23 protein-coding genes are annotated in these 23,551 nt (G+C 74.7%); 13 read left to right on the top strand and 10 right to left on the bottom strand.

Features of this window, described 5'->3' with window-relative positions:
* Window positions 1–70: 70 nt before the first annotated feature.
* From ACFVU3_RS14885 to ACFVU3_RS14875, 3 genes are all read left to right on the top strand, one after another.
* Window positions 71–1,009 carry a PAC2 family protein gene (locus ACFVU3_RS14885; protein ID WP_390066302.1) on the top strand — a complete coding sequence of 313 codons (939 nt, stop codon included), beginning with the start codon at window positions 71–73 and terminating at the stop codon, window positions 1,007–1,009.
* Window positions 1,010–1,040: 31 nt separating this feature from the next.
* On the top strand, window positions 1,041–1,646 hold the full coding sequence (coaE, locus tag ACFVU3_RS14880) for a dephospho-CoA kinase (RefSeq protein ID WP_390066301.1): 606 nt from the start codon (window positions 1,041–1,043) through the stop codon (window positions 1,644–1,646).
* A gap of 99 nt (window positions 1,647–1,745) precedes the next feature.
* Window positions 1,746–2,114: a tetratricopeptide repeat protein gene (locus ACFVU3_RS14875; RefSeq protein ID WP_390066300.1), complete on the top strand. Its 369-nt coding sequence runs from the start codon at window positions 1,746–1,748 to the stop codon at window positions 2,112–2,114.
* 10 nt (window positions 2,115–2,124) lie between these two features.
* On the opposite strand, the gene ACFVU3_RS14870 is transcribed toward ACFVU3_RS14875, so the two are convergent.
* On the bottom strand, window positions 2,125–2,490 hold the full coding sequence (locus ACFVU3_RS14870) for a DUF6343 family protein (protein WP_390066299.1): 366 nt from the start codon (window positions 2,488–2,490) through the stop codon (window positions 2,125–2,127).
* Between the two features lie 100 nt (window positions 2,491–2,590).
* Complete coding sequence (locus ACFVU3_RS14865) at window positions 2,591–2,923, bottom strand: hypothetical protein (RefSeq protein ID WP_390066298.1); 333 nt, start codon at window positions 2,921–2,923, stop codon at window positions 2,591–2,593.
* A gap of 230 nt (window positions 2,924–3,153) precedes the next feature.
* Between ACFVU3_RS14865 and ACFVU3_RS14860 the strand changes: the two genes are divergently transcribed.
* The 3 genes from ACFVU3_RS14860 to ACFVU3_RS14850 all read left to right on the top strand — a co-directional run bounded on the left by ACFVU3_RS14860 (window position 3,154) and on the right by ACFVU3_RS14850 (window position 8,197).
* Window positions 3,154–5,997, top strand: coding sequence for a DEAD/DEAH box helicase (locus tag ACFVU3_RS14860; protein ID WP_390066297.1), 2,844 nt, complete (start codon window positions 3,154–3,156; stop codon window positions 5,995–5,997).
* Window positions 5,994–7,274 carry an SWIM zinc finger family protein gene (locus ACFVU3_RS14855; RefSeq protein ID WP_390066296.1) on the top strand — a complete coding sequence of 427 codons (1,281 nt, stop codon included), beginning with the start codon at window positions 5,994–5,996 and terminating at the stop codon, window positions 7,272–7,274. The genes ACFVU3_RS14860 and ACFVU3_RS14855 overlap by 4 nt, the downstream gene beginning before the upstream one ends.
* Before the next feature lie 125 nt (window positions 7,275–7,399).
* Window positions 7,400–8,197: a chaplin gene (locus tag ACFVU3_RS14850; RefSeq protein WP_390066295.1), complete on the top strand. Its 798-nt coding sequence runs from the start codon at window positions 7,400–7,402 to the stop codon at window positions 8,195–8,197.
* Between the two features lie 46 nt (window positions 8,198–8,243).
* Here the strand turns inward: ACFVU3_RS14850 and ACFVU3_RS14845 are convergent, their stop codons facing one another.
* The 4 genes from ACFVU3_RS14845 to ACFVU3_RS14830 form a co-directional block, all read right to left on the bottom strand.
* Window positions 8,244–8,987, bottom strand: coding sequence for a DUF2293 domain-containing protein (locus ACFVU3_RS14845; protein ID WP_390066294.1), 744 nt, complete (start codon window positions 8,985–8,987; stop codon window positions 8,244–8,246).
* 11 nt (window positions 8,988–8,998) lie between these two features.
* Window positions 8,999–9,457, bottom strand: coding sequence for a hypothetical protein (locus ACFVU3_RS14840; RefSeq protein WP_390066293.1), 459 nt, complete (start codon window positions 9,455–9,457; stop codon window positions 8,999–9,001).
* A 61-nt stretch (window positions 9,458–9,518) separates the two neighbouring features.
* On the bottom strand, window positions 9,519–9,896 hold the full coding sequence (locus ACFVU3_RS14835) for a MerR family transcriptional regulator (protein WP_390066292.1): 378 nt from the start codon (window positions 9,894–9,896) through the stop codon (window positions 9,519–9,521).
* Between the two features lie 13 nt (window positions 9,897–9,909).
* A complete protein-coding gene (locus ACFVU3_RS14830) occupies window positions 9,910–10,713 on the bottom strand; it encodes an SDR family NAD(P)-dependent oxidoreductase (protein WP_390066291.1) in 804 nt (267 codons plus the stop codon).
* Window positions 10,714–10,908: 195 nt separating this feature from the next.
* On the opposite strand from ACFVU3_RS14830, the gene ACFVU3_RS14825 reads away from it, so the two are divergent.
* Entirely contained in the window at window positions 10,909–11,556 is a 648-nt protein-coding gene (locus ACFVU3_RS14825; RefSeq protein ID WP_390066290.1) for a uridine kinase, read from the top strand.
* Here the strand turns inward: ACFVU3_RS14825 and ACFVU3_RS14820 are convergent.
* On the bottom strand, window positions 11,548–12,456 hold the full coding sequence (locus ACFVU3_RS14820; protein ID WP_390066289.1) for a carbohydrate kinase family protein: 909 nt from the start codon (window positions 12,454–12,456) through the stop codon (window positions 11,548–11,550). The two genes, ACFVU3_RS14825 and ACFVU3_RS14820, sit on opposite strands and share 9 nt — an antisense overlap.
* A gap of 40 nt (window positions 12,457–12,496) precedes the next feature.
* A complete protein-coding gene (locus ACFVU3_RS14815) occupies window positions 12,497–13,417 on the bottom strand; it encodes a pseudouridine-5'-phosphate glycosidase (protein ID WP_390066288.1) in 921 nt (306 codons plus the stop codon).
* A 287-nt stretch (window positions 13,418–13,704) separates the two neighbouring features.
* Here ACFVU3_RS14815 and ACFVU3_RS14810 point away from each other — a divergent pair, with 287 nt between their 5' ends.
* Window positions 13,705–14,064: a cupin domain-containing protein gene (locus tag ACFVU3_RS14810; RefSeq protein ID WP_362119646.1), complete on the top strand. Its 360-nt coding sequence runs from the start codon at window positions 13,705–13,707 to the stop codon at window positions 14,062–14,064.
* Window positions 14,065–14,076: 12 nt separating this feature from the next.
* Here ACFVU3_RS14810 and ACFVU3_RS14805 read toward each other — a convergent pair whose 3' ends face one another.
* Together ACFVU3_RS14805 and ACFVU3_RS14800 are read right to left on the bottom strand one after the other, a co-directional pair.
* The gene (locus tag ACFVU3_RS14805) at window positions 14,077–15,378 is read right to left on the bottom strand and encodes an MFS transporter (protein ID WP_390066287.1); all 1,302 of its coding nucleotides are present in this window, start codon (window positions 15,376–15,378) and stop codon (window positions 14,077–14,079) included.
* A gap of 222 nt (window positions 15,379–15,600) precedes the next feature.
* On the bottom strand, window positions 15,601–16,152 hold the full coding sequence (locus ACFVU3_RS14800; RefSeq protein ID WP_390066286.1) for a methylated-DNA--[protein]-cysteine S-methyltransferase: 552 nt from the start codon (window positions 16,150–16,152) through the stop codon (window positions 15,601–15,603).
* A gap of 293 nt (window positions 16,153–16,445) precedes the next feature.
* Here ACFVU3_RS14800 and ACFVU3_RS14795 point away from each other — a divergent pair, with 293 nt between their 5' ends.
* From ACFVU3_RS14795 to ACFVU3_RS14775, 5 genes are all read left to right on the top strand, one after another.
* On the top strand, window positions 16,446–17,342 hold the full coding sequence (locus ACFVU3_RS14795; protein ID WP_390066285.1) for an MHYT domain-containing protein: 897 nt from the start codon (window positions 16,446–16,448) through the stop codon (window positions 17,340–17,342).
* A 72-nt stretch (window positions 17,343–17,414) separates the two neighbouring features.
* A complete protein-coding gene (gene uvrB, locus ACFVU3_RS14790) occupies window positions 17,415–19,559 on the top strand; it encodes an excinuclease ABC subunit UvrB (protein WP_390066284.1) in 2,145 nt (714 codons plus the stop codon).
* 108 nt (window positions 19,560–19,667) lie between these two features.
* Window positions 19,668–20,246: a TerD family protein gene (locus ACFVU3_RS14785; RefSeq protein ID WP_351109003.1), complete on the top strand. Its 579-nt coding sequence runs from the start codon at window positions 19,668–19,670 to the stop codon at window positions 20,244–20,246.
* A 119-nt stretch (window positions 20,247–20,365) separates the two neighbouring features.
* Window positions 20,366–22,249: a TerD family protein gene (locus tag ACFVU3_RS14780; RefSeq protein WP_390066283.1), complete on the top strand. Its 1,884-nt coding sequence runs from the start codon at window positions 20,366–20,368 to the stop codon at window positions 22,247–22,249.
* 243 nt (window positions 22,250–22,492) lie between these two features.
* Window positions 22,493–23,497 (top strand): TerC family protein, encoded by a 1,005-nt coding sequence (locus ACFVU3_RS14775; RefSeq protein WP_390066282.1) that lies wholly within the window; start codon window positions 22,493–22,495, stop codon window positions 23,495–23,497.
* The last annotated feature ends 54 nt before the right edge of the window (window positions 23,498–23,551 follow it).

The following is a 23,551-nucleotide window of genomic DNA, read 5'->3' as shown; positions in this document are numbered from 1 at the left end:
CGGGCCCCGGGCGGGAATGACCTTGCCTTCCGGAGCGTTCTTCCGGGAGACGCGAGGAGGAGCGGTAACCGTGCTTGATCCCCAGGATTTGTACGAGTGGGACGCCAAGGGCCTGGCCGTGGTCGATCTGGCCCTGGCACAGGAGTCGACCGGACTGGTCATGCTGTACCACTTCGACGGCTACATCGACGCGGGAGAGACCGGCGAGCAGATCGTCGAGGGGGTCCTCGACACCCTGCCGAACCAGGTGGTCGCCCGGTTCGACCACGACCGGCTGGTGGACTACCGCGCCCGCCGCCCCCTGCTGACCTTCCGGCGCGACCGGTGGAGCGCGTACGAGACGCCGACCATCGAGGTCCGCCTCGTCCAGGACGCCACCGGCGCCCCCTTCCTCGTCCTCTCCGGCCCCGAGCCGGACGTCGAGTGGGAGCGCTTCGCCGCCGCCGTCGCCCAGGTCGTCGAACGGCTCGGCGTACGGCTCGCGGTCAACTTCCACGGCATCCCCATGGGCGTCCCGCACACCCGGCCCGTCGGCCTCACCCCGCACGGCAACCGCACCGACCTCATGCCCGGCCACCGCAGCCCCTTCGACGAGGCCCAGGTGCCCGGCAGCGCCGAGTCCCTCATCGAGTTCCGGCTCACCGAGGCCGGTTTCGACACCCTCGGCGTCGCCGCCCACGTCCCGCACTACGTGGCCCGCTCCCCCTACCCGGACGCGGCGCTCACCGCCCTGGAGGCCGTCACCGCCGCCACTGGGCTCGTCCTCCCGGGCGTCGCCCACACGCTGCGCACCGAGGCCCGCCGTACCCAGACCGAGATCGACCGCCAGATCGGCGCCGGCGACGAGGAGCTGGTCGCCCTGGTCCAGGGCCTTGAGCACCAGTACGACGCGATGGCCGGCGCGGAGACCCGCGGCAGCCTGGTCGCCGAACCGGTCGACCTGCCCTCGGCCGATGAACTCGGCCGCGAGTTCGAGCGCTTCCTCGCCGAACGGGAGGGCGACTCCTAGCCCGGCGCGGCCAGGCCCTAAGCTGCCGCCCATGCTGAAGGTGGGCCTGACCGGCGGAATCGGCGCCGGCAAGAGTGAGGTGTCGCGGCTGCTCGTCTCGTACGGGGCCGTGCTGATCGACGCGGACCGGATCGCCCGCGAGGTCGTCGAGCCCGGCACGCCGGGGCTCGCGGCCGTCGTGGACGCCTTCGGGGAGGACGTCCTCACCGCCGAGGGCACCTTGGACCGGCCGAAGCTCGGCTCCATCGTCTTTGCCGACCCCGAACGGCTGGCCACGCTCAACGCGATCGTGCACCCGCTCGTCGGGGCCCGGTCGGCCGAGCTGGAGAGCGCGGCGGGCCCCGGGGACGTGGTGATCCACGACGTACCCCTCCTGACCGAGAACGGTCTCGCGCCCCTCTACGACCTCGTGGTCGTCGTGGACGCCGCCCCCGGGACCCAGCTCGACCGGCTGGTACGGCTCCGGGGCATGGCCGAGGGGGAGGCCGGCGCCCGCATGGCCGCCCAGGCGACGCGCGCGGCCCGGCTGGAGATCGCCGACCTCGTGATCGACAACGACGGCCCGCTCGACGCGCTGGAACCGCAGGTGCGGAAGGTGTGGGACGAGCTGGCACGACGGGCGGGGGAGAAGAGCTAGACGGCTTCCTCCGGACCTGCCCGACCCGGACGAGAGGATCCGGCGCCCGGGACACCCTGTCCGGTGTTCCCGGCCCGGAACGTGGGAAGGATGCAGTTCATGGCGGAGAGAAACCCGGAGACGCACGTCATCGACTTCCGTGCCGCGGAGCAGCTGCTGGCCGCACGGGACCCCCGTGGCGCCGTGAAGCTGCTGGACTCGGTGATCGCCGAGCACCCGGAGAACACCGCCGCCCGCCTCCTGCGGGCCCGGGCGTTCTTCGCCGCCGCCCAGCTGCGTCCCGCGGAGCTGGAGTTCGAGCTGGTGCTGGAGCGCGAGCCGGACAACGCCTTCGCGCACTTCGCCCTCGCCCGCACCCTCCAGCGCTCCGGGCAGGACGCCCGGGCCACCCGGCACTTCCGGCTGGCCGCGGCGCTCGACCCCAGGCCCGAGTACGTCCGGGCCGCCGGCTTCGGCACCGAGGACTGACCGCCGGGCCTCAGTGCCCCCGGCCGCCGTCCCCGGGCCCCCGGGGCCACCCGGTGTCGTCCCCCGGCTCGCGGGGCCATCCGCCGCGGTCGGCCTCGAACGGGCCGCGGGAGCGTCCGTCGCCGTGGTCCGGCTCGTACGGCGGGACGTCCCGGCCCGGCTGCCAGTGCGGGCCCTGGCGCAGATGACGCAGGACCATCGACATGTCGACGGCGACCACCAGGAACAGCACCCCGCAGGCCACCGCCCAGCCGGGACGGCCGACCAGCACGAAGACCACCGTGCCGAAGACCGCCCACACCATTCCCCAGGCACTCAGCCAGAACCGCAGCCGCAGTGCGCTGCGCGCGGTGGCCGGCTCGCTACCCGTACGCATGACGGCGCCTTCTCCCGTCGGATCCCTGTGGGCACTTCCAGCATGGACCCGCGCGGCGGCGAAGGGAACGGAGGCGAGGGGGAAGGCGGCGGCCCGCGGCTCAGTGGACCAGGGAGTAACTGCGCCAGGGCAGGGTGCCCGGGGCGATGGAGTCGGTGCTGTTGGTGGGCAGGTAGATCGGCTCCTCGCCCCGGCAGTGCGGGGTCCGGTAGAGGATCAGGTCGATCAGGGTGCCGTTCTCCACCCGGGTCGCGCCCAGCGGGAGCCGGTGGCAGCCCTTCACGGGCGGGCTCATCACCCGCACCACCTTCTCCCCGCGCGTCTCGTAGGTGACGGGGCCGACGGCGGTGCGGCCGAGGCCCGAGCAGCCCGCGACCGTGAGCGTGAGCAGCACGGCCCCGGTGGCGGTCGTGAGACGCCGGCGAACGGACATGGCGGAACCCCTTCGGTCGGGCGAGCGAGGCGGTCGGCGGCAGCCCCGGCGGCGAAAAGCCCTGGTCGACGCCACCTTCCCTCCCCCGCGGGCCGCTGTCATCCGCTGTTGGGCCGGTCGGGGGACGCGCGCCTGCGGGCGTTGTCAGACCGCGCCCGTAAGGTCGAGGACACCGGCGTCGGAAACCCCGTGCCGGCCCGGTGGATCCCGGGGGAAGGGAGGGCGGCACCATGACGGAGCTCTGGACGGCCCGTGCCGCCGTCTTCCTGCCGGCCGCGCTGCCCCGGGACGGCCGGGTCGCCCTCTGGTCCCCGGACGGGGCGGTGCTGCCCGCGCCCGAGGGTCTCGCCGGGGCGGAGGCCACCCGGATCACCGTCGCCCGCCGGCACGGCACCGGCGCCCGCGGCCGGGAGGTCCCCGCCGTCACCCTGCCCGTGGCCACCGCCCTGCCCCTGCTCGTCGCCGCCCGGCACAGCCCCGCCGCCCACCCCGCCACCGCCTGCTGGGGCGCGGCCGCCCTGCACGCCCTGCACCTCGTCGCCCGCGGCCGGCTCCTGCCCGGCCTCACCGCCGACGACCTGGACGCCTGGCGCGCCGGGCCGCTCGACGCCGAGGACATCGCCCACCTGCGGTCCGTCGCCGCCGCCATGCCGTACGAGGCGCACGCCGTGCCCGTCGCCGGATCCGGCCCGCTCGGCCTGCCCGACCCGGAGGCGCTGGTGCGGGCCTTCCTGGACGCGGTCGCCGACACCCTGCCCCGTACCCCCGCCGCCGTGCACGCGGTCGGGGCGCCCTTCGCCGCGGCCGAGCCGCAGCACCTGCCCGGAGCCCGGGCCTGGGCCGCCGAGGCCGCCGCCGGCATGGACGCCGGGGTACGGATCTCGCTCCGGCTCGACCTCTCCGCCGCCGAGCTCTTCGACACCGCCGACGCGGCCGAGGGAGGGCCCGAGCGGCAGGCCGCGGCCGCCATCCTCCAGGTGCACAGCCTCGCCGACCCGACCCTCGTCATCGACGCCGCCGCCCTGTGGGCGGGGGAGGGCGAGCACTTCGGCCCCCGCGCCCGCATCGACGCCCTCCTCGCGCTGCGCCGGGCCGCCCGGGTCTGGCCCCCGCTCGGCCGGCTCCTGGAGCGGGACGCGCCCGACGTCCTCGCCGTCGGCGAGGCCGAGCTGTACGAGCTGCTCGGCCCCGCCGCGGCCCGGCTCTCCGACGCCGGGGTCGCCCTGCACTGGCCGCGCGACCTGGCCCGCTCGCTCAGCGCCTCCGCCGTCGTCCGCCCCGCCCGCTCCGCGCCCGGCTCCGCCACCGACGGCACCAGCTTCTTCGACAGCACCGAACTGCTCCGCTTCGACTGGCAGCTCGCCCTCGACGGCGATCCGCTCACCCAGGGCGAGATGGACCTCCTCGCCGAGGCGCACCGCCCCGTCGTCCGGCTCCGCGACCGCTGGGTCGTCGTCGACCCCGACCTCGTCCGCAAGGCCCGCAAGCGCGAACTGGGCCTGCTGGAGCCGGTCGACGCCCTCGCCGCCGCCCTCACCGGCAGCGCCGAGGTCGACGGCGAGACCGTCCCCGCCGTGCCCGTCGGCGCGCTCGCCGTCCTCCGCGACCGGCTGCTGGCCGGCCCCGAGCCCGCCGCGCCCCCGCCCGGACTCACCGCCACCCTGCGGGACTACCAGCTCCGGGGCCTCGCCTGGCTCGACCTGATGACCTCGCTGGGCCTCGGCGGCTGCCTCGCCGACGACATGGGCCTCGGGAAGACCGTCACGCTTCTCGCCCTCCACCTGCGCCGGGCCCGCCGCGAGCCCACCCTCGTCGTCTGCCCGGCCTCCCTCCTCGGCAACTGGCAGCGGGAGGCGGCCAAGTTCGCCCCCGGGGTGCCCGTCCGCCGCTTCCACGGCACCGCGCGCGACCTCGGCGACCTCGACGGCGGGATCGTCCTCACCACCTACGGCACCCTGCGCACCCGCGCCGCCCAGCTGGCCGAGCGTTCCTGGGGGATGATCGTCGCCGACGAGGCCCAGCACGTGAAGAACCCCTTCTCCGCCACCGCCAAGGCCCTGCGCACCCTTCCCGCGCCCGCCCGGGTCGCGCTCACCGGCACACCCGTCGAGAACAACCTCTCCGAGCTGTGGGCCATCCTCGACTGGACCACCCCCGGACTTCTCGGCCCGCTCAAGGCGTTCCGCTCGCGCCACGCCCGCGCGGCGGAGAACCACGAGGAGCTGGAGAACGAGGAGGCGGTGGAGCGGCTCGCCCGCCTCGTCCGTCCCTTCCTGCTGCGCCGCCGCAAGTCCGATCCGGGCATCGTCCCCGAGCTGCCGCCGAAGACCGAGTCCGACCATCCGGTGCCGCTCACCCGCGAACAGGCATCGCTGTACGAGGCGGTGGTGCGCGAGACCCTGGGCCTGATCGAGGCCGCCGAGGGGATGGCCCGGCGCGGCCTGGTGATGAAGCTGCTGACCTCGCTCAAGCAGATCTGCAACCACCCCGCCCAGTACCTCAAGGAGGGTGCCCCGCGTGGCGGTGGCACCGCCCGCCTCGCCGCCCGCTCCGGCAAGCTCGCCCTCCTCGACGAACTCCTCGACACGATCCTCGCCGAGGGCGGCTCCGTGCTCGTCTTCACCCAGTACGTGACGATGGCCCGGCTCCTCGCCGACCACCTTGCCGCGCGCGGGATCACCGGCCAACTCCTCCACGGGGGGACGCCCGTGGCCGAGCGGGAGCGGATGGTCGACCGCTTCCAGGCCGGCGAGGTGCCCGTCTTCCTGCTCTCCCTCAAGGCCGCCGGCACCGGGCTCAACCTCACCCGCGCCGGCCATGTCGTCCACTACGACCGCTGGTGGAACCCGGCCGTCGAGGACCAGGCCACCGACCGTGCCTACCGGATCGGCCAGACCCAGCCCGTGCAGGTCCACCGGCTCGTCACCGAGGGCACCGTCGAGGACCGCATCGCCGAACTGCTCCGCGCCAAGAAGGCCCTGGCCGAGGCCGTCCTGGGCTCCGGCGAGGCCGCCTTCACCGAACTCACCGACCGCGAACTGGCCGATCTGGTCTCCCTGAGGAGGTCCGCGTGAACCGCCCCGGAGCCCGGGCCGCCCGCCCCGCGCGCGCGACGGGCCCCCGTCACGACGACCGCCGCCGCACCTTCCCGGCCGTCCCGCCCCGCGCGACCTCGGACGGGCGCTTCGCCGCCACCTGGTGGGGCAACGCCTGGGTGGCCGCGCTGGAGCACACCGCGCTCGACCAGGCCCGCCTCGGCCGCGGCCGGGCCTACGCGGAGCGCGGCCACGTCGACGCGATCACCGTCACCCCCGGCCGGGTCGTCGCCTATGTGCACGGCAGCCGGATCCGCCCGTACCGCACCGAGATTCGGATGCGGACCCTCGGCGACGACGGCTGGGAGCTGTTCCTCGACGAGGCCACCGCCCGGCCCGAGCACATGGCGGCCCTCCTCGACAAGGAGGTCCCGCACGCCCTGGAGGCGGTCGAGGGGCTGCTGCCCGCCCCCGGCGACCTGCTGCCCGACTGCTCCTGCCCCGACGACGGCTTCCCCTGCAAGCACGCCGCCGCCCTCTGCTACCAGGCCGCCCGCCTCCTCGACGAGGACCCGTTCGCCCTCTTCCTGATGCGCGGCCGCGGCGAGGGCGAGCTGCTCGCCGAGCTCTCCTGGCGCAACGCGGCGCGGTCCGCCGCCGAGTCCGGCACGACCGCGCCCGTCCTCCCCGCCGTGCCCGCCCGGGACGTGCTCAGCGCCACCCGGCCCGTGCTTCCGCTGCCCCCGCCGCTGCCGCTCCCGGACCGGCCCGGCCGCCCTGCCGTCTTCCCGCCGGACCCGCACGCCCCGGACCCCCTCGCGCTCGACCTGCTGGCCGGCGAGGCGGCCGCCCGCGCCCACGCCTTCCTCGCCACCGGACACGACCCGGTCGCCGACCTCACCCCGTGGCAGGACGCGGTCCGGCTCGCCGCCGCCCACCCCGGCTCCGGGCTCACCGCCTCGACCCGCGCGCTCTACCGGGACCTGGCCGACGCGCTCGACCGGACCCCCACCGACCTCGCCCGCGCCGTGGCCGCCTGGCGTCAGGGCGGGGCGGAGGGGCTCGCGGTCCTGGAGGAGCCCTGGGACCCGCCCGCCGGTCCGTTCGACCGGGCGAGACCCGCCCTCCTCGCCGCGGACCTCCCGGCGTTCCGCCCCTGGCGCAACCGCCTCTCCACGGCGTCGCTCCAACTCCGGCTGGGCAAGGACGGCCTGTGGTATCCGTACGAATCGGACCTCGGCCGCGAGGACTGGTGGCCGCGCGGCATCCCCGACGCCGACCCGGTCGGAGCCCTCACCGGACTCCTCGGACGCTAGCGGCCACTCGAACGGAGCCTCCCTCGAAGGAGTGAAACCCACCGGCGGCCGGATCCGGCAAACGCGTTCGTCGCGTTTATTCCGGTACGGGCACTTGCCCGTGCAACTCCGGAAGGCAGGAAGCCATGAGGCAGATGCGCCGAAGTGGTCTGGCCACACTGTTGGTCACAGGTGGTGCGCTCGCGCTGTCGGCGGGTGCCGCCCACGCGGACTCGGGTGCCGAGGGAGCCGCGGTCGGCTCGCCGGGAGTCGGCTCCGGCAACACGATCCAGCTGCCGGTCCACGTACCGGTCAACCTCTGCGGGAACACGGTCAACGTGGTCGGGCTGTTGAACCCGGCCGCGGGCAACTCGTGCGCCAACACCTCGGCCCCGGCCGGGGAGTCCCGGGACGCCGGCCCCGGCCGCGCCCACAAGGACGAGGCCGTGACCCCGCGCGGCGGCGAGCAGACGGACACCCGCGGCGGCGGCTCCGCCGACGGCGGCGCGGTCAACGGCGGGGGTGCCACCGCCGAGAGCCACACCGAGGGTTCCCCGGGCGTGCTGTCCGGGAACGGCCTCCAGCTCCCGATCGACCTGCCGGTCAACGTCGTCGGCAACTCGGTCAACGTGGTGGGCATCGGCAACCCGGCCGTCGGCAACACCGGGGTCAACGCCCCGAGCACCCCCGAGGAGCCGCAGGTCGAGATCTCGACCCCGCGCCCGCAGACCCCGGTGCGCCACGTGACGCCGAAGCCGGTCGCCGAGCAGGAGAAGCCGGTGATCCCCGCCCCGGCCCCCGCGCCGCAGGGCGAGACCAGCACCGTGTCGCTCGCCGCCACCGGCAGCGAGAGCGTCGGTTACGCCGCCACGGGCAGCGCCGCGCTCCTCCTCGGCGGCGCGCTGCTGTACCGCCGCGCACGCCGCGCGGCCGACCAGGTCTGACCCCGGACCTCCCACGCCGGGGCCGGCCCCGCTGACGTCCGAGCCGTCAGCGGTCCGTCCGGCCCGGCGCCCCCTCCGCGCCCGTCGTGTCCGTCACGCCGGGCGCGTCCGCGCGTCCACGCGCCCGGAGGTCCGGCGGGCGCCAGGTCCGCAGCACCGTCTCGATGGCCGGGGCGACCGTGGTGCGGGCCCGGTGGCGGGGGACCCCGCTCATCAGCAGCGTGTCGTACGGCGTGTCCACGTGGCGCACCGAGGCGCGGACCGCGGCCGTCACGGCGCCCCGGTCGAGGGCGCGCCCGGCGGCCGTCCTGCCCACCCGGCCGCTGCCCTTGGCCGCGGCGTGGCCGGCGATCTCGGCCGCCCGCTCCGGCGGCATCGCGGGGAAGAGCCGCAGGATCTCCACCCGCAGGGCCTCGGTGATCCCGGCGTCCCGGACCGCGCGCCGCTCCGCGTCCCGGGCGCGCCGCCGGGCCCGGGCCTCCGCGTCGGCGAGGCAGGCCGTCTCCGCCAGGGCGAGGGCCGCCTCCTCGACGAGCAGCCCCTGCCGCTCGTACCGGGTGCGGCGCCGGTTGTGGCGCACCACCACCGCCCACAGGGCGCTGCGTTCGCGGGCGCGCCGGGTGAGCGCGGTGTCGCCCCGGCGCAGGAAGACCAGGTGGCCGAGGTCGGCGCAGTCCAGGCAGACCGGGCGGCCGTACTCGACGATCATGCGTTCCAGCGGGCCCCGCCGGCACTCCGAGCAGCGGCGGCGGCGCAGCGGCTCCACGACGACGGGGGCGACGAGGTCCATGGCCGCCGTCCTCAGCGCAGTCCGGGCGCGGCGGCCGCGATGAACCGGGACAGGGCCTCCTTGGCCTGTTCGGAGCGGTGGGCGCGGTCCTCGGCGCCGACCGCCTCGTGCAGGCAGTGGGTCTCCACGAACGCGGCCTCGGCGAGCCGCCGGAGCTCCGCGTCGTCGCAGATCAACTGGACCCGGAAGAGGGCCTGGTGGGCGGCGGTCCGCTGTCGGTAGGAGGCGTGCCGCGACTCCTCGGCCTCCTCGGAGCCGGGCCCCTCGACCGCGCGGAACCAGCGGTCGTTCTGGCTGCGGCGGTACTCGACGACGGCACCGGCGAAGGAGCTGAAGGCGGCGATCCGTTCCTGGCGGAGCTGCTCGCTTCGCGCGAGTGCCGCCGTGCGCAGGGTCATCCGTCCCTGGAACCAGTGGGTGGCGATCACGCCGAGGAGCGTGCCCGCCACCGCTATCAGTGCCGCGTCCATGACCGGTCGCCCCTCCCGTACCGCCGTTCCCGAGCGCCCGAAGATCCTTCGGTCCGTCAGATCATGACATTCGAGGGGTGGTCGCGTCACCGTCGAGCCGGGCGGCGAGCGTCGCCGCCAGCCGGTCGCGGGCCGCCGTCTGGGCCGCGATCCGGGCGTCGAGCACCGCGAGCCGTTCACGGGCGATCTCCAGGCCGCGGGCGGACGGGCGCACCGACGGCAGGTCCCCGTCGAGGCAGGAGCGGAAGGCCGCCACGTCGTCGAGGGTGAGCCCGGCGTCGAGGAGGTGCCGGATGTTGGCGACGCGGACGACCACGCCCTCCTCGTACACCCGGTAGCCGTTGGCGGCGCGCTCCGAGCCGATGAGTCCCGCCTGCTCGTAGTGGCGCAGGGCCCGCGCCGACGTGCCCGTCCTGCGGGCCAGTTCACCGATGCGCATCCGTCCAGTCGTATCACGCGACCAGCGCGCCCCCGTCGACGGGGAGCACGGTCCCGGTGAGGAAGGCGGCCTCGGGTGCCGCGAGCGCGGTGACCGCCCAGGCGACCTCCTCGGGCCGGCCGACCCGCCCGAGCGGGGTGTGCGCCACCTGCCAGGCCCGCGTCGCCCGCCGCTGCTCCGGCGTCAGGCCCATGTGGTCGGCGATCGGCGTCTCGATCGCGCCGGGGGCGACGGCCACCACCCGGATCCCGGCGGGCGCGAGTTCGACCGCCCAGCAGCGGGTCAGGGTCTCCAGGGCGCTCTTGGTCGCCGGGTAGACCGAGCTGCTCGGCCAGCCGCGCTGTCCGACGGTCGTCGTCACGTTCACGACCACGCCCCGGGAGGAGCGCAGCGCGGGCACGGCGGCCTGGGTGAGCAGCACGGGCGCGAGCAGGTTGGTCTCCAGAAGGGGGACGATCACGGTCCGGTCGAGGGTGCCGAGGGGGCCGCCGCCGGCGACGCCCGCGTTGTTGACGAGGACGTCGAGACGGCCGTGGGCGGAGAGGACCGCCCGGACGAGCTCCTCGGGCGCGCCCTCGGCGGTGATGTCGGCGGGGTACGGGTGGATGGCGGCCGGCGCCTCGGCGGCGGTCTCCCGCAGAGGTCCGGGCCTGCGGCCCACGGCGACGACGGTCGCGCCCTGCCGGGCGAAGGCCCGTGCGGTGGCCCGGCCGATGCCGGTGCCCGCGCCGGTGACGAGGACGACCCTGGGGGAGCGGTGGCCGTCGGTGGGGTCGGTCGGGGTGACGGAGGTGGCCGGGGTGGCGGTGGTGTCCATGGGGCAGAGGGTGGAACCGTGACGCCAGTGACAAGGTCAAGCTCGGGGCCCACGGAGTCCGTTCGCCGCACGCCCGCGGCCGGGGCCGTACCGGTGCCCGGGGGCGGTGCCGGGCGGCTCGGGGCGGACCCGTGGGGCCCGGGGCGGACGGTCGGGACCGGTGGTGGGCGGCGGGCGCAGGGCAGAATGGGCGGGATGCGATACGAGGCGATCACCTGGGGCCGGATGGCCGGGCGGCTGGCGAGGCACGTGGACCGGCTGGTGCCCGGCGACGGCGGCGACCGGCTGAAGGTCGCCGTCGACGGAGCCCCCGCAGCCCACGGGGAGGAGCTGGCCGCGCTGCTCGCGGAACAGCTCCAGGACCGCGGGCGCCCGGTGCGCGTCGTCGGGACCGGGGGGTTCCTGCGGCCCGCGTCGCTGCGGTACGAGCACGGCCGCCAGGACCCCGACGCGTACTACGACGGCTGGACCGACACCGGTGCCCTGTGGCGGGAGGTGTTCACCCCGCTGGAGCCCGGCGGGGACGGGCGGATCCTGCCCGACCTGTGGGATCCGGTGAAGGACCGGGCGACCCGCACCCCCTATGCGACGCTGCCGCCCGGCGGTGTCCTGGTGCTCCACGGGCCGTTCCTCCTCGGGCACTGGTTCCCCTTCGATCTGAGCGTCCATCTGCGCCTGTCGCCCGCCGCCCTCGCGCGGCGCGCCGAGGAGTCCTGGACGCTGCCCGCCTTCGCCCGGTACGAGACGGAGACCGACCCGTCCGGGACGGCCGACGTCGTCGTCCGGGCGGACGATCCGCGGCACCCGGCCTGGACCGGGCTCCCGGGGCTCGACTCAGACTGACGGCGGCCGGCCGCCGATCAGCGTCACCGCCTCGGCGCCCGCCGCGCACCCGGCCGCGGCCGCCTCCGCCGGGTCCGCGCCGGCCAGCCGGGCGGCGAGGAACGCCCCGGTGAACGCGTCCCCCGCACCCGTCGAGTCCACCCGCCGCTCCGGCGCCACCGGCGGGGCCGCCACCCGCGCGGTGACCGCACCGCCCTCGGCGACCAGCGCCCCGGCGGCGCCCAGCGTCACCACGACCAGCGGCACGCGGCGGCTCAGCTCTCCGGCCGCCGTCTCCGCGTCCGGCGCGCCGGTGAGCAGCCGGGCCTCGTCGGCGTTGGGGAGCAGCAGGGACGTGCCCTCCACGGTCGCGAGGAACCGTTCAGGTCCCAGTCCGGCCAGGAAGCCGGCCGACGCCGGGTCCACGCTCACTGGGGTCCCGGAGGCCCGGGCGTCCCGCAGCGCGAGGAGGGCGGCCGCCCGGCTCGACGGGGCGAAGAACAGGTAGCCGGAGAGGTGGAGCGCCGCCACGCCGTCCAGGAGTCCGGCCGACCAGTCGGCGGGGCAGAGGCGCAGCACGGCCCCGCCGTCGGTCAGGAAGGTGCGCTCCGCCGCCGCGTCCACCAGGGCGATCACGGTGCCCGTCGGGGCGTCCGGGTCGGCCACGAGGAGCGGCCGGACGCCCGCCTCGACCAGCGCCCGCTCGTGCCAGCCCGCGGACTCCGTGCCGACCCGGCCGAGGATCCGCACGTCACGATGGCCCGAGCGGGCCGCCCAGCACGCCGCGTTGGCCCCCGCGCCGCCCGGCAGGGTGCGGATCGCGGCCGCCGTGTCCGTCGCCGGCGCGAGCGGGGTCCGGTGCCGGGCGACCACGTCCGTGACGACGTCCCCGACGACCAGCAGCGCTCCGGTCCGGTTCATCGGCCCGACCTCCCGTGCCCCCTCGTCCCGGTGCGCGCGCTCACCGCTCGCCCGCGGCGTACGCTCCCGCGATCTCGGCGGCGAGGCGGACGTTGCCCCGCACCGCCGCCAGGTTGGCCTCCAGGGACGCGCCGTCCGTGTGGGTGGTCAGGTACTCCAGGAGGAACGGCGTCACCGCCTGCCCGGCGATCCCCTTCTCCCTCAGTTCGGCGAGGCCCTGGGCGAGCACCCGGTCGTGCAGCGCGGGGTCCAGCTGCTCCGCCTCCGGCACCGGATTGGCCACGACCAGCGCCGACCAGGGCCGGCCGAGCGCCTCCCGGGCCCGTATGACGGCGGCGACCTCCGCCGGGCTGCGCAGGGTCCAGTCGACGGGCTCCCCGGAGGAGGAGAGGTAGAAGCCGGGGAAGGTCTCCGTGCCGTACCCGGCGACGGTCACGCCCAGCGTCTCCAGGCGCTGGAGCGTGGCCGGGACGTCGAGGATCGACTTCACGCCCGCGCACACCACGGTGACGCCCACCTCGGCGAGCAGCCGCAGGTCGGCGGACTCGTCCTGGGTCTCGCGCCACTCGCGGTGCACCCCGCCGAGGCCGCCGGTGGCGAAGACCCGTATGCCCGCGGCGTCGGCGAGCCGGGCCGTCGCCGAGACCGTGGTCGCCCCGGAGGCGCCGGTGGCGAGCGCGGGCGCCAGGTCCCGGTGGCCGAGCTTGCGCACCGACGGGTCCTCCGCGATCCGGGTCAGGCCCGCCCGGTCGAGGCCGATCCGCGCGACCCCGTCGAGGACGGCGATGGTGGCGGGCACGGCGCCGCGCTCCCGGACCGACTCCTCCAGCTCCACCGCCACGGCCAGGTTCCGCGGGCGGGGGAGGCCGTGGGCGATGATCGTGGATTCGAGGGCGACGACGGGCCGGCCCTCGTGGAGCGCGTCCCGTACCTCTTCGGACACCAGTGTGGTCGTGGTCATGGTCCATTTCTGGCGCGCCCGCCCGTCCCGCAAACACCTCTGGCGATCTCCCGCCACCCCCCTTTCGCACGCGGGTGCGAGTGAGGTACGGATTCGGTTTCCGGGCGTCCGGAGTGCGGGGCCGCGCCGCGCCGGACCCCGCCGCAGCGGCGGGCAAGGTCCCGGTGCGGAATCCGTCGTCGCCGAGGACGGGAGAGAACGTGCCTGGTCAGAGCAGTGAACGGAGGGATTCCTTCCGCCGTCCCGGTGTTCTGCGCCGACCGGGAGCCCGGCTACAGTCACCGCCCATGACGACACACGACCTCCCCTCCTTCGCCGTCCACATCCCTGACGCCGAGCTCGAAGCCGAGCCGCTCGACCCCGGTCAGATCGTGTCCGGCACCCCCGAGGTGACCGGCAAGGTGCTGTGGGAGTCCGCCGACGGCAAGCAGCTGCGCGGCATCTGGCAGATCACCCCCGGCGTCGTGACCGACACCGAGGCGAACGAGCTCTTCGTCGTCGTCAGCGGCCGGGCCACCGTCGCCGTCGAGGGCGGCGCCACGATGGAGATCGGGCCCGGCGACGCCTGCGTCCTGCGCGAGGGCGACAGGACCACCTGGACCGTCCACGAGACGCTGCGCAAGGCGTACCACATCACGCTGCCCTGACCGGGCGCGTGGTCAGGCCCTGCGGGCCACGCCCCGCAGGGCCAGCGCCGCCATCGGCAGCAGCAGACAGGCGGCGACCGCGTTGAGCGGCCCGTAGCCCGCCTGGGAGACGATCACCCCGGCCGCCAGGCCGCCGATGCCCGCGGCCGTGTTCATCACCGTGTCCGAGAGGCCCTGGACGGCCGCCCGCGCCGCCTGCGGCACCGAGTCCGTCAGCAGCGCCGAACCCGACACCAGACCGGCCGACCAGCCGAGCCCCAGGACGAACAGGCCGGCCGTGACCCGGGTGTGGCTCGCCCCGGCCGTCCCCGCGAGCAGCGCCGCGATCCCCAGCAGCCCGACCGCGAGACCGATGACCGCGAGCCGGCCGAGCCGGTCCGCGAGCCAGCCCATGACGGGCGAGAACGCGTACATGCCCGCGATGTGCACGCTGATGACGAGGCCGATCAGCTCGATGCCGGCCCCGTGATGGGTCAGCGCCACCGGCGTCATCGACATGATCGACACCATCACGGCGTGCGAGGCCGCCACCGTGACCAGGGCGATCCGCGCCTGCGGCGACTCCCGGACCGCGCGCAGGCCGGCCCGCAGCGACCGGTTCTCCGGCAGGTCCGCCGCCGCGCCCTCGTCCGCGGCGGCCAGCGCCCGCGCCGTCAGCAGCGGATCGGGCCGCAGCAGCACCGCCACCACCAGCGCCGACACCACGAACACCACCGCGGCCCACAGGAACGGGCCCGCGGCCACGGGTATGCCGAGGCCCGAGACGCTCCGCCCGGCCGGCGCCGCGATGTTCGGGCCGAGGACGGCGCCGACCGTGGTCGCCCACACCACCGTCGAGATGGACCGCGCCCGCCGGTCCGGCTCCGCCAGGTCGGCGGCGGCGAACCGGGCCGCGAGATTGGCCGAGGAACCCGCCCCGAAGCCCACCAGACCCACCAGCAGCACCGGGAAACTGCCGACGACCGCGCCGAGCACCGCGACCCCGGCCCCGAGCGCGCCCAGCAGATAGGCGAGCACCAGCCCGGCCCGCCGGCCGCGCCGCGCCATCAGCGCCGCCAGCGGCATCGCGAGCAGCGCGGGCCCGGCGACCGTCGCCGTCGAGGCGAGCCCGGCCAGCGCGTCCGTCCCGCTCACCTCGGTGGCGAGGACGGCGGCGAGCGCGACACCGGTGGCGATCCCGAGACCGCCGAGGATCTGGGTCGCGACGAGCACGGCCTGGACGCGGCGGCGGAGCGCCTGCAGAGCGGCGGGGGAGACGGGGGCGGTCGCGCCTCCGGACACGGTCGTGTCAGGGGCGTCGGGCGTTTTGGTCACTACCGGAGTGTGCCAGTCCCCCCATCCGATGGGAACGCCCGGGGACGCGCCCCGGCGGCACCCGCGCCGGGCACGCCCCCCCGCCCTCCGACCGGACGCGGCCCCGGGGATCAGAACAGCGGCCCCCGCGCTCGTCCCGCCCTCCGACCGGACGCGGCCCCGGGGATCACGACAGCGGCCCCCGCGCTCGTCCCGCCCTCCGGCCGGACGCGGCCCCGGGGATCAGAACAGCGGCTCCGGCAGCACGCCTTCGAGTGCCAGGAGTCTCCGCTTCGTCTCCAGGCCGCCGCCGAAGCCCCCGAGCCCGCCGCCGCTCTCCACCACGCGGTGGCACGGCACGACCACCGGCAGCGGATTGGCGCCCATCGCCGCGCCCACGGCCTGCGCGGCCTCCGGCTGTCCGACGCGCCGCGCCAGGTCCCCGTAGCCGACCACCGTGCCGTACGGGACGGCCGTCAGCTCGCGCAGCACCCGGCGGTTGAAGCCGGTCGTCAGGGACCAGTCCAGCGGCAGGTCGAACACGTGCAGCGCGCCCGCGAAGTACCGGTCCAGCTGCCGGACCGGCTCCGCCAGCAGCCCCGTGGAGCGCTCCACGACCGTGGCGCCCAGCTGCGCGGCGAGCCGCTCCGGCATCCGCTCCCGGCGGTCCTCGTCCGCATGGAACTCGACCCGCACGAGCCCGCGCGCCGTGGCCGCCAGGAAGAGCGGGCCGATCCCGCTCCCCACGACCGCGCACTCGGCGGTCACGCCCCGCGGTCCGTCCTCGATGTCCATGCCCCCACCGTACGGCCCGTCACCGACAGCCCCGTCCGTCGCACGGGTCACCTCCCGGCCGGCGGCCCCGGTCACCGATGCCCTCCGGCCAGAACGGCCGAACGGCGGCGATCCGGCGGCGCGACCCCCTCCGGAGGTCACGGACCGGTCTCGCTCCGGTCTCACGACCGGAAAATCCCCGGTCAGGTGCCCGCCGGCCCCCTCACGGGCCATAATCTCGCCCCGGTAGTACTACCCAGCGGTACCGACTGTTTTCGGACGTCCATGCGCCAGGGGTGGGAGGGCACACGCTCATGCAGGGCACGGTCGACGGATTCAGCTACGGGCTCGTCACGCCGGTGGCGGCCTTTCTCATGGCCTGCCTCGGCGGTGCCCTGGGGCTGAGATGCACGACCCGCTCGCTGCGCCACCAGGACTCCTTCAAGGCCGGCTGGCTCGCCCTCGGCTCCACGTCCATCGGCACCGGCATCTGGACCATGCACTTCATCGCCATGATGGGCTTCTCGGTCCAGCAGGCGCCGATCGACTACGACCGGCCGATCACCTTCGCCAGCCTCGCCGTCGCCGTCGTCATGGTCGGCATCGGCATCTTCATCGTCGGGTACCGGGGCGCCACCGCCCTCACCCTCGTCACCGGCGGCACCATCACCGGCCTCGGCGTCGCCACCATGCACTATCTCGGCATGGCCGGGATGCGGCTGCCGGGACGGATCGAGTACGACACCCTCACCGTCGCCCTCTCCGTGGTCATCGCCGTCGTCGCCGCCACCACCGCCCTCTGGGCGGCGGTCTCCGTCCACGGCTTCCTCGCCAGCCTCGGGGCCAGCCTCGTCATGGGCATCGCCGTCAGCGGCATGCACTACACCGCCATGGCGGCTGTCAGCGTCCACCTGCACGCCACCCCGGCCGCCGGCACGGGCGCGACCGCCGGCTCGCTGCTCCTGCCCATGCTGATCGGCCCCGCCGTCTTCCTCATCCTGGCCGCCGTCGTCGTCATGTTCGACCCGCTGCTCGTCATGGGCGACCCCGACTGGCAGCGGACCCCGGCACGCGCGCCGTACCGCCCCGGCGTCCCCGCCCCCCGGCACGTCCCCAGCTACGGAGAGCCCGCGAACTGGACCGCCCGCCCCACAGGACGCGGCTCCCGCCGCTCCGCCCCGCGCGGTGGGCACCGCTCCCAGGACTGGTGACACCGGGCCGCCGTGCCCCGGCCGCGCGGCGATCACCCCCCGACTGTCGGTGCCGGGTCGTACGGTGGTGGCATGCGGCCCGTTTCCAAGATCGAACGTTCGGTGGCGCCCTTCGAGGTCGTCTCCCCCTTCCAGCCGAGCGGTGACCAGCCGGCGGCCATCGCCGAGCTGGACCGGCGCATCCGCGCCGGCGAGAAGGACGTCGTCCTGCTCGGCGCCACCGGCACCGGCAAGTCGGCCACCACGGCCTGGATGATCGAGAAGCTCCAGCGCCCCACCCTGGTGATGGCGCCGAACAAGACCCTGGCCGCCCAGCTGGCGAACGAGTTCCGCGAGCTCCTGCCGAACAACGCCGTCGAGTACTTCGTCTCGTACTACGACTACTACCAGCCCGAGGCGTACGTCCCGCAGTCGGACACCTACATCGAGAAGGACTCCTCGATCAACGAGGAGGTCGAGCGGCTGCGCCACTCCGCGACCAACTCCCTGCTCACCCGCCGGGACGTGGTCGTGGTCGCCTCCGTCTCCTGCATCTACGGCCTCGGCACCCCGCAGGAGTACGTGGACCGCATGGTCCCGCTCAAGGTCGGCGACGAGATCGACCGCGACCAGCTGCTCCGCCGCTTCGTCGACATCCAGTACACGCGCAACGACCTCGCCTTCACCCGCGGCACCTTCCGGGTCCGCGGCGACACCATCGAGATCTTCCCCGTGTACGAGGAGCTCGCCGTCCGCATCGAGATGTTCGGCGACGAGATCGAGGCCCTCTCCACCCTCCACCCGCTGACCGGCGAGATCATCAGCGACGACCAGCAGCTGTACGTCTTCCCCGCCAGCCACTACGTCGCCGGCCCCGAGCGCATGGAGCGGGCCGTCAACGACATCGAGCGCGAGCTCGACGGGCGGCTCGCGGAGCTGGAGAAGCAGAGCAAGATGCTGGAGGCCCAGCGGCTCCGCATGCGCACCACCTACGACATCGAGATGATGCGCCAGATCGGCTCCTGCTCCGGCATCGAGAACTACTCGATGCACTTCGACGGCCGCGAGCCCGGCTCCCCGCCCAACACCCTCCTCGACTACTTCCCCGAGGACTTCCTCCTCGTCATCGACGAGTCGCACGTCACCGTGCCGCAGATCGGCGCCATGTACGAGGGCGACGCCTCCCGCAAGCGGACCCTCGTCGACCACGGCTTCCGGCTGCCCTCCGCCCTCGACAACCGCCCGCTGAAGTGGGAGGAGTTCCAGAAGCGGATCGGCCAGACCGTCTACCTCTCCGCCACCCCCGGGACCTACGAGCTGTCCCGCTCCGACGGCTTCGTCGAGCAGATCATCCGCCCCACCGGCCTCGTCGACCCCGAGGTCGTCGTCAAGCCCACCGAGGGCCAGATCGACGACCTGGTCCACGAGATCCGGGTGCGCACCGAGCGGGACGAGCGCGTCCTCGTCACCACCCTCACCAAGAAGATGGCCGAGGACCTCACCGACTACTTCCTGGAGCTCGGCATCCAGGTCCGCTACCTGCACAGCGACGTGGACACCCTGCGCCGCATCGAGCTGCTGCGCGAGCTGCGCGCCGGCGAGTACGACGTCCTCGTCGGCATCAACCTGCTCCGCGAGGGCCTCGACCTGCCCGAGGTCTCCCTCGTCGCCATCCTCGACGCCGACAAGCAGGGCTTCCTGCGCTCCGGGACCTCCCTGATCCAGACGATCGGCCGTGCCGCGCGGAACGTGTCGGGCCAGGTGCACATGTACGCCGACACCGTCACCCCGGCGATGGCGCAGGCCATCGACGAGACCAACCGGCGCCGCGAGAAGCAGGTCGCCTACAACAAGGAGCACGGGATCGACCCCCAGCCGCTCCGCAAGAAGATCAACGACATCGTCGCCACCATCGCGCGCGAGGAGGTCGACACCGAGCAGCTGCTCGGCACCGGCTACCGGCAGGGCAAGGACGGCAAGGGCGCCAAGTCCCCCGTGCCCTCGCTCGCCGCCCACGGCCCGAAGGCGAAGGCCGGCAAGGCGGCCGCCAAGGGCGGCTCGACGCTGGAGCTCGGCGACCGCCCCGCCGCCGAACTGGCCTCGGTCATCGAGGAGATGACCGAGCGCATGCGCGCCGCCGCCGCCGAGCTGCAGTTCGAGGTGGCCGCCCGGCTGCGCGACGAGGTCGCCGAACTGAAGAAGGAGTTGCGCCAGATGAAGGAGGCGGGACTGGCGTGAACGGAGGCGGCCCGGTGTGTTGCAAGACCGACACAAAACCGGGCCGCACCCGGCACGTTGTCAGTGGGCCTGCGTAGGGTGCTGCCACAACGACGAGAGGGGCAGCGCGTGACGGTCAACATGACCAAGGGGCAGGCCATCAGCCTGGAGAAGCAGGGCGGAGGCAGCCTCACCCAGGTGCGGATGGGGCTCGGCTGGCAGGCGGCGCCGCGCCGTGGGCTCTTCGGCTCGCGCACCCGCGAGATCGACCTGGACGCCTCCGCGGTGCTCTTCGCCGAGAAGCAGCCCGTGGACGTGGTCTTCTTCCGTCACCTGGTCAGCGACGACGGCTCCGTCCGTCACACCGGGGACAACCTCGTGGGCGGCGTGGGCCAGGGCGGCGACGACGAGGCCATCCTCGTCGACCTCCAGCGGGTGCCCGTCCACATCGACCAGATCGTCTTCACGGTGAACTCCTTCACCGGGCAGACGTTCCAGGAGGTGCAGAACGCCTTCTGCCGGATCGTCGACGAGACGAACGGCCAGGAGCTCGCGCGCTACACCCTGGACGGCGGCGGCCAGTACACCGCGCAGATCATGGCGAAGGTGCACCGGGCCGGCTCCGGCTGGCAGATGACCGCCCTGGGCAACCCGGCCAACGGCCGCACCTTCCAGGACCTGATGCCGGCGATCCTGCCGCACCTGTAGGCGGACCCGCGGGGCCGGTTCCGCGGCCCCGACACCGCACCGCAGCTCCCGACGGGCACCGGCCCGCCGGGAGCTTCCCGCATGAACGACCGAGAAGCGCCGAGGGGAACAGAGTCGAGATGACGGCCGAGCTGGTCCGGGGGCAGAACCACCCCCTGCCCGACACCCGACTCGAACTCCGGGTGTCCGCCGGACACCCGGTCGTCGCCGGGGCCACCCTCGGCGACGAGCGGGGCCGCGTCGCCGGCGCCGAGTGGATCGCCCACCCCGGCGCCCCCGTCCGTCCCGGGGTCGAGGTGCCCGGCGAGGCCGCGGCCGAGCATCGCATCGCGGTGGACCTCGCCGCCCTCCCGGACACCGTGCACCGGCTCTCGCTGCTCCTCGCCCTGCCGCCGGGCGCGGGTGCCCCGGCACGCTTCGGCGCCGCCGCCGCCCCCTTCGTGTCCGTCGCCGGCCCGGCGGGCGCCGCCGTCGCCACGTACACCATCACCGGCCTCGACCAGGAGTCCGCCGTCGTCGCCCTGGAGCTCTACCGCCGCCAGGGCACCTGGAAGGTCCGCGCCGTCGGACAGGGGTACGAGGGCGGGCTGGCCGACCTCCTCGCCGACCAGGGCGCCCCGGCCGCGGCCGACCTCGCCGCGGCCGTCCTGGGCGCGGTCGCCCCGGCCGGAGCGCCGGTGCCGCCGCCCCTGGTCCCCGAGACCGCGCCGGCCGACTCCGCCGCCTCCTCGTCCACCACCATCAGCTACACCCACCCGAGCCGCAGCCCGGCCCCCGGGCCGGCCGCGCCGGGGCCGGGTCCGGCCACCGGAACCGGAGCCGTCCCGCCCCCGCCGCAGGAGCCGCCGGCCGGGCCGGCGGAGTCCCGCCCGGCTCCGGTCGCCGGGGACGCCACCGGCTGGAGCATGGACGAGCGGCTGTACAACCAGGTGTGGGGCATGTTCGAGGACCTGGCCCGGACCGTCGCCGCCTACCGCAGCGCCCGCGACTTCGCCGACCACCGCCTCGACCGCGCGATCGACCAGGTCCTCGCCGACCCGGGCACCCGTGTCGGCGGGGCCGGCGACGCCGCCCGGGCCGAGGCCCGCGCCACGCACGAGGAGCTGATGAGCCGCGCCCAGGAGGTCCTCGACCGGGACCTCGCGCAGCTCGCGGCCGAGTCCGAGGTCGTCGAGCCGGCGCTGCCCGTCGCCTACGCCCGCTGGGACAACCCCGTCTGGCACGCCTACCGGGCCCCGGAGGAGCCGCCCATGGCGGTCCGCCTCGGCGACCTCCACGTGCCCGAGCGGACCGGCCTCAGGATCCCCTTCCTGGTCCGTCTCCCGCTGGAGCGCGGGCTCTGGGTGGACTCGGGGCCCGGCCGCACCTCGGCCGCCGGGCTGCTCGACGAGGCCGAGCTGCGCCGGCTCGCCCTGGACAGCGCCGTCGCGCACACCGCCCGGCTGCTCGCCGCCCACCCCGCCGGCGCCCTCACGGTCCATGTCCTGGACCCGGCGGGCGCCGGGGCCGCCGCCTTCGCCCCGCTGGCCGAGACCGGCGTCCTGGCCGGTCCGCCGGCCCACGGGGCGGCCGGGGTGACCGCCGTCCTCGCCCAGCTCACCGAGCGGGTGGACCTGCTCCAGATGGCGGTGCGCGGGGACGCCTCCGAGGACCTGCCGCCCTCCTTCGACCCGTCCCGCCAGCTGCTCGTCGTCCACGACTTCCCGCACGGCTTCGACGACCGGGCCGTGACGAGACTCCGTTACCTCGCCGACGAGGGGCCCTCCGTCGGCGTCCACCTGCTGATGGTCGCGGACCGGGCGGACGCCGCCGCGTACGGGCCGGTGCTCGACCCGCTGTGGCGCTCGCTGCTCCGGCTCACCCCCGTGCCCGACGACCACCTCGCCGACCCCTGGGTCGGACACGCCTGGACGTACGAGCCGCCGACGGTCCCGCCGGGCAGCGCGGTGCTCTGGCAGGTCCTCGGGCAGGTCGCGGAGGCTCGACGGCGAAACCTCGACTGACCTGCTCTTTTGGGGCCGCTTTACCCTTCTCTTTACCTTCTCTTGGTTCTTCGGGTACTCTCTGGGGAGCGGAGGGGAGTACTCCCCATGCGCGGCGTACCCGTCAATACGGACGGATCAAGGACATCCGGTCCCGGGGCGTCGGCCCGGCGGTCGCGTGAGCGGCCCCGGGTGGAAGAGACCTCCGGCAGCGACGACGCTGATCAGTAGCCGTACGAAGCCGGAGGCGCAGTGGACGTTTCGATGACCATCTGGGTGCTGACCATTCTTGGTCTGTGTGCCCTGATCGCGGTCGATTTCTTCATCGGGCGCAAGCCCCATGACGTGTCGGTCAAGGAAGCCGGGATCTGGACCGTCGTCTGGATCGTTCTCGCGGTCCTCTTCGGCGTGGGCATCACCATCTGGGGCGGCGGACAGGCGGGCGGCGAGTTCTTCGCGGGCTTCATCACGGAGAAGTCGCTCAGCGTCGACAACCTCTTCGTCTTCATCCTGATCATGGCGAAGTTCTCCGTGCCGTCCCACCTGCAGCAGCGGGTGCTGCTGTTCGGTGTGCTCATCGCCCTCGTGCTGCGGGCGATCTTCATCGCGGCGGGCGCCGCGATCATCGCCAGCTTCTCGTGGGTCTTCTACCTCTTCGGCGCCTTCCTCATCTACACCGCCTGGAAGCTCGTCAAGGAGGCCATGGCGGACGAGGACGAGGACGACTGGGACGAGAACCGCCTCCTGAAGTCCATCGAGAAGAAGTTCGGCGTCGCGGACCGCTACCACGGCACCAAGCTCTTCATCGTGGAGAGCGGCAAGAAGATCATGACGCCGCTGCTGGTCGTCATGCTCGCCATCGGCATGACCGACGTGCTCTTCGCGATGGACTCGATCCCCGCGATCTTCGGCCTGACCCAGGACCCGTACATCGTCTTCACCGCCAACGCGTTCGCCCTGATGGGTCTGCGCCAGCTGTACTTCCTCATCGGCGGTCTGCTGAAGAAGCTGGTCCACCTCAGCTACGGCCTGTCGGTGATCCTCGGCTTCATCGGCGTGAAGCTGGTCCTGCACGCGCTCCACGAGTCGGGCGTGCACGTGCCGGAGATCTCCATCCCGGTCTCCCTCGCCGTCATCGGCGGCGTGCTGGTCATCACCACGATCACCAGCCTGATCGCCTCCAAGAAGCAGTCCGAGAAGGCCGCCCTGGAGGCCGCCGAGAAGGACGCGGAGGCGCACCCCGCGGGGAAGTCCGGCGTCGACGCCTGACGCGCCTCCTCCTCGCACGAACGGCGACGGCCGGCCCGGGCATCCCGCCCGGGC

It is taken from the genome of Streptomyces sp. NPDC058052 (genome assembly GCF_042885515.1).
Taxonomy (GTDB): domain Bacteria; phylum Actinomycetota; class Actinomycetes; order Streptomycetales; family Streptomycetaceae; genus Streptomyces.
The sequence above is the reverse complement of the archived record's forward strand: the minus strand, read 5'-3'. Positions and strand labels throughout refer to the sequence as shown.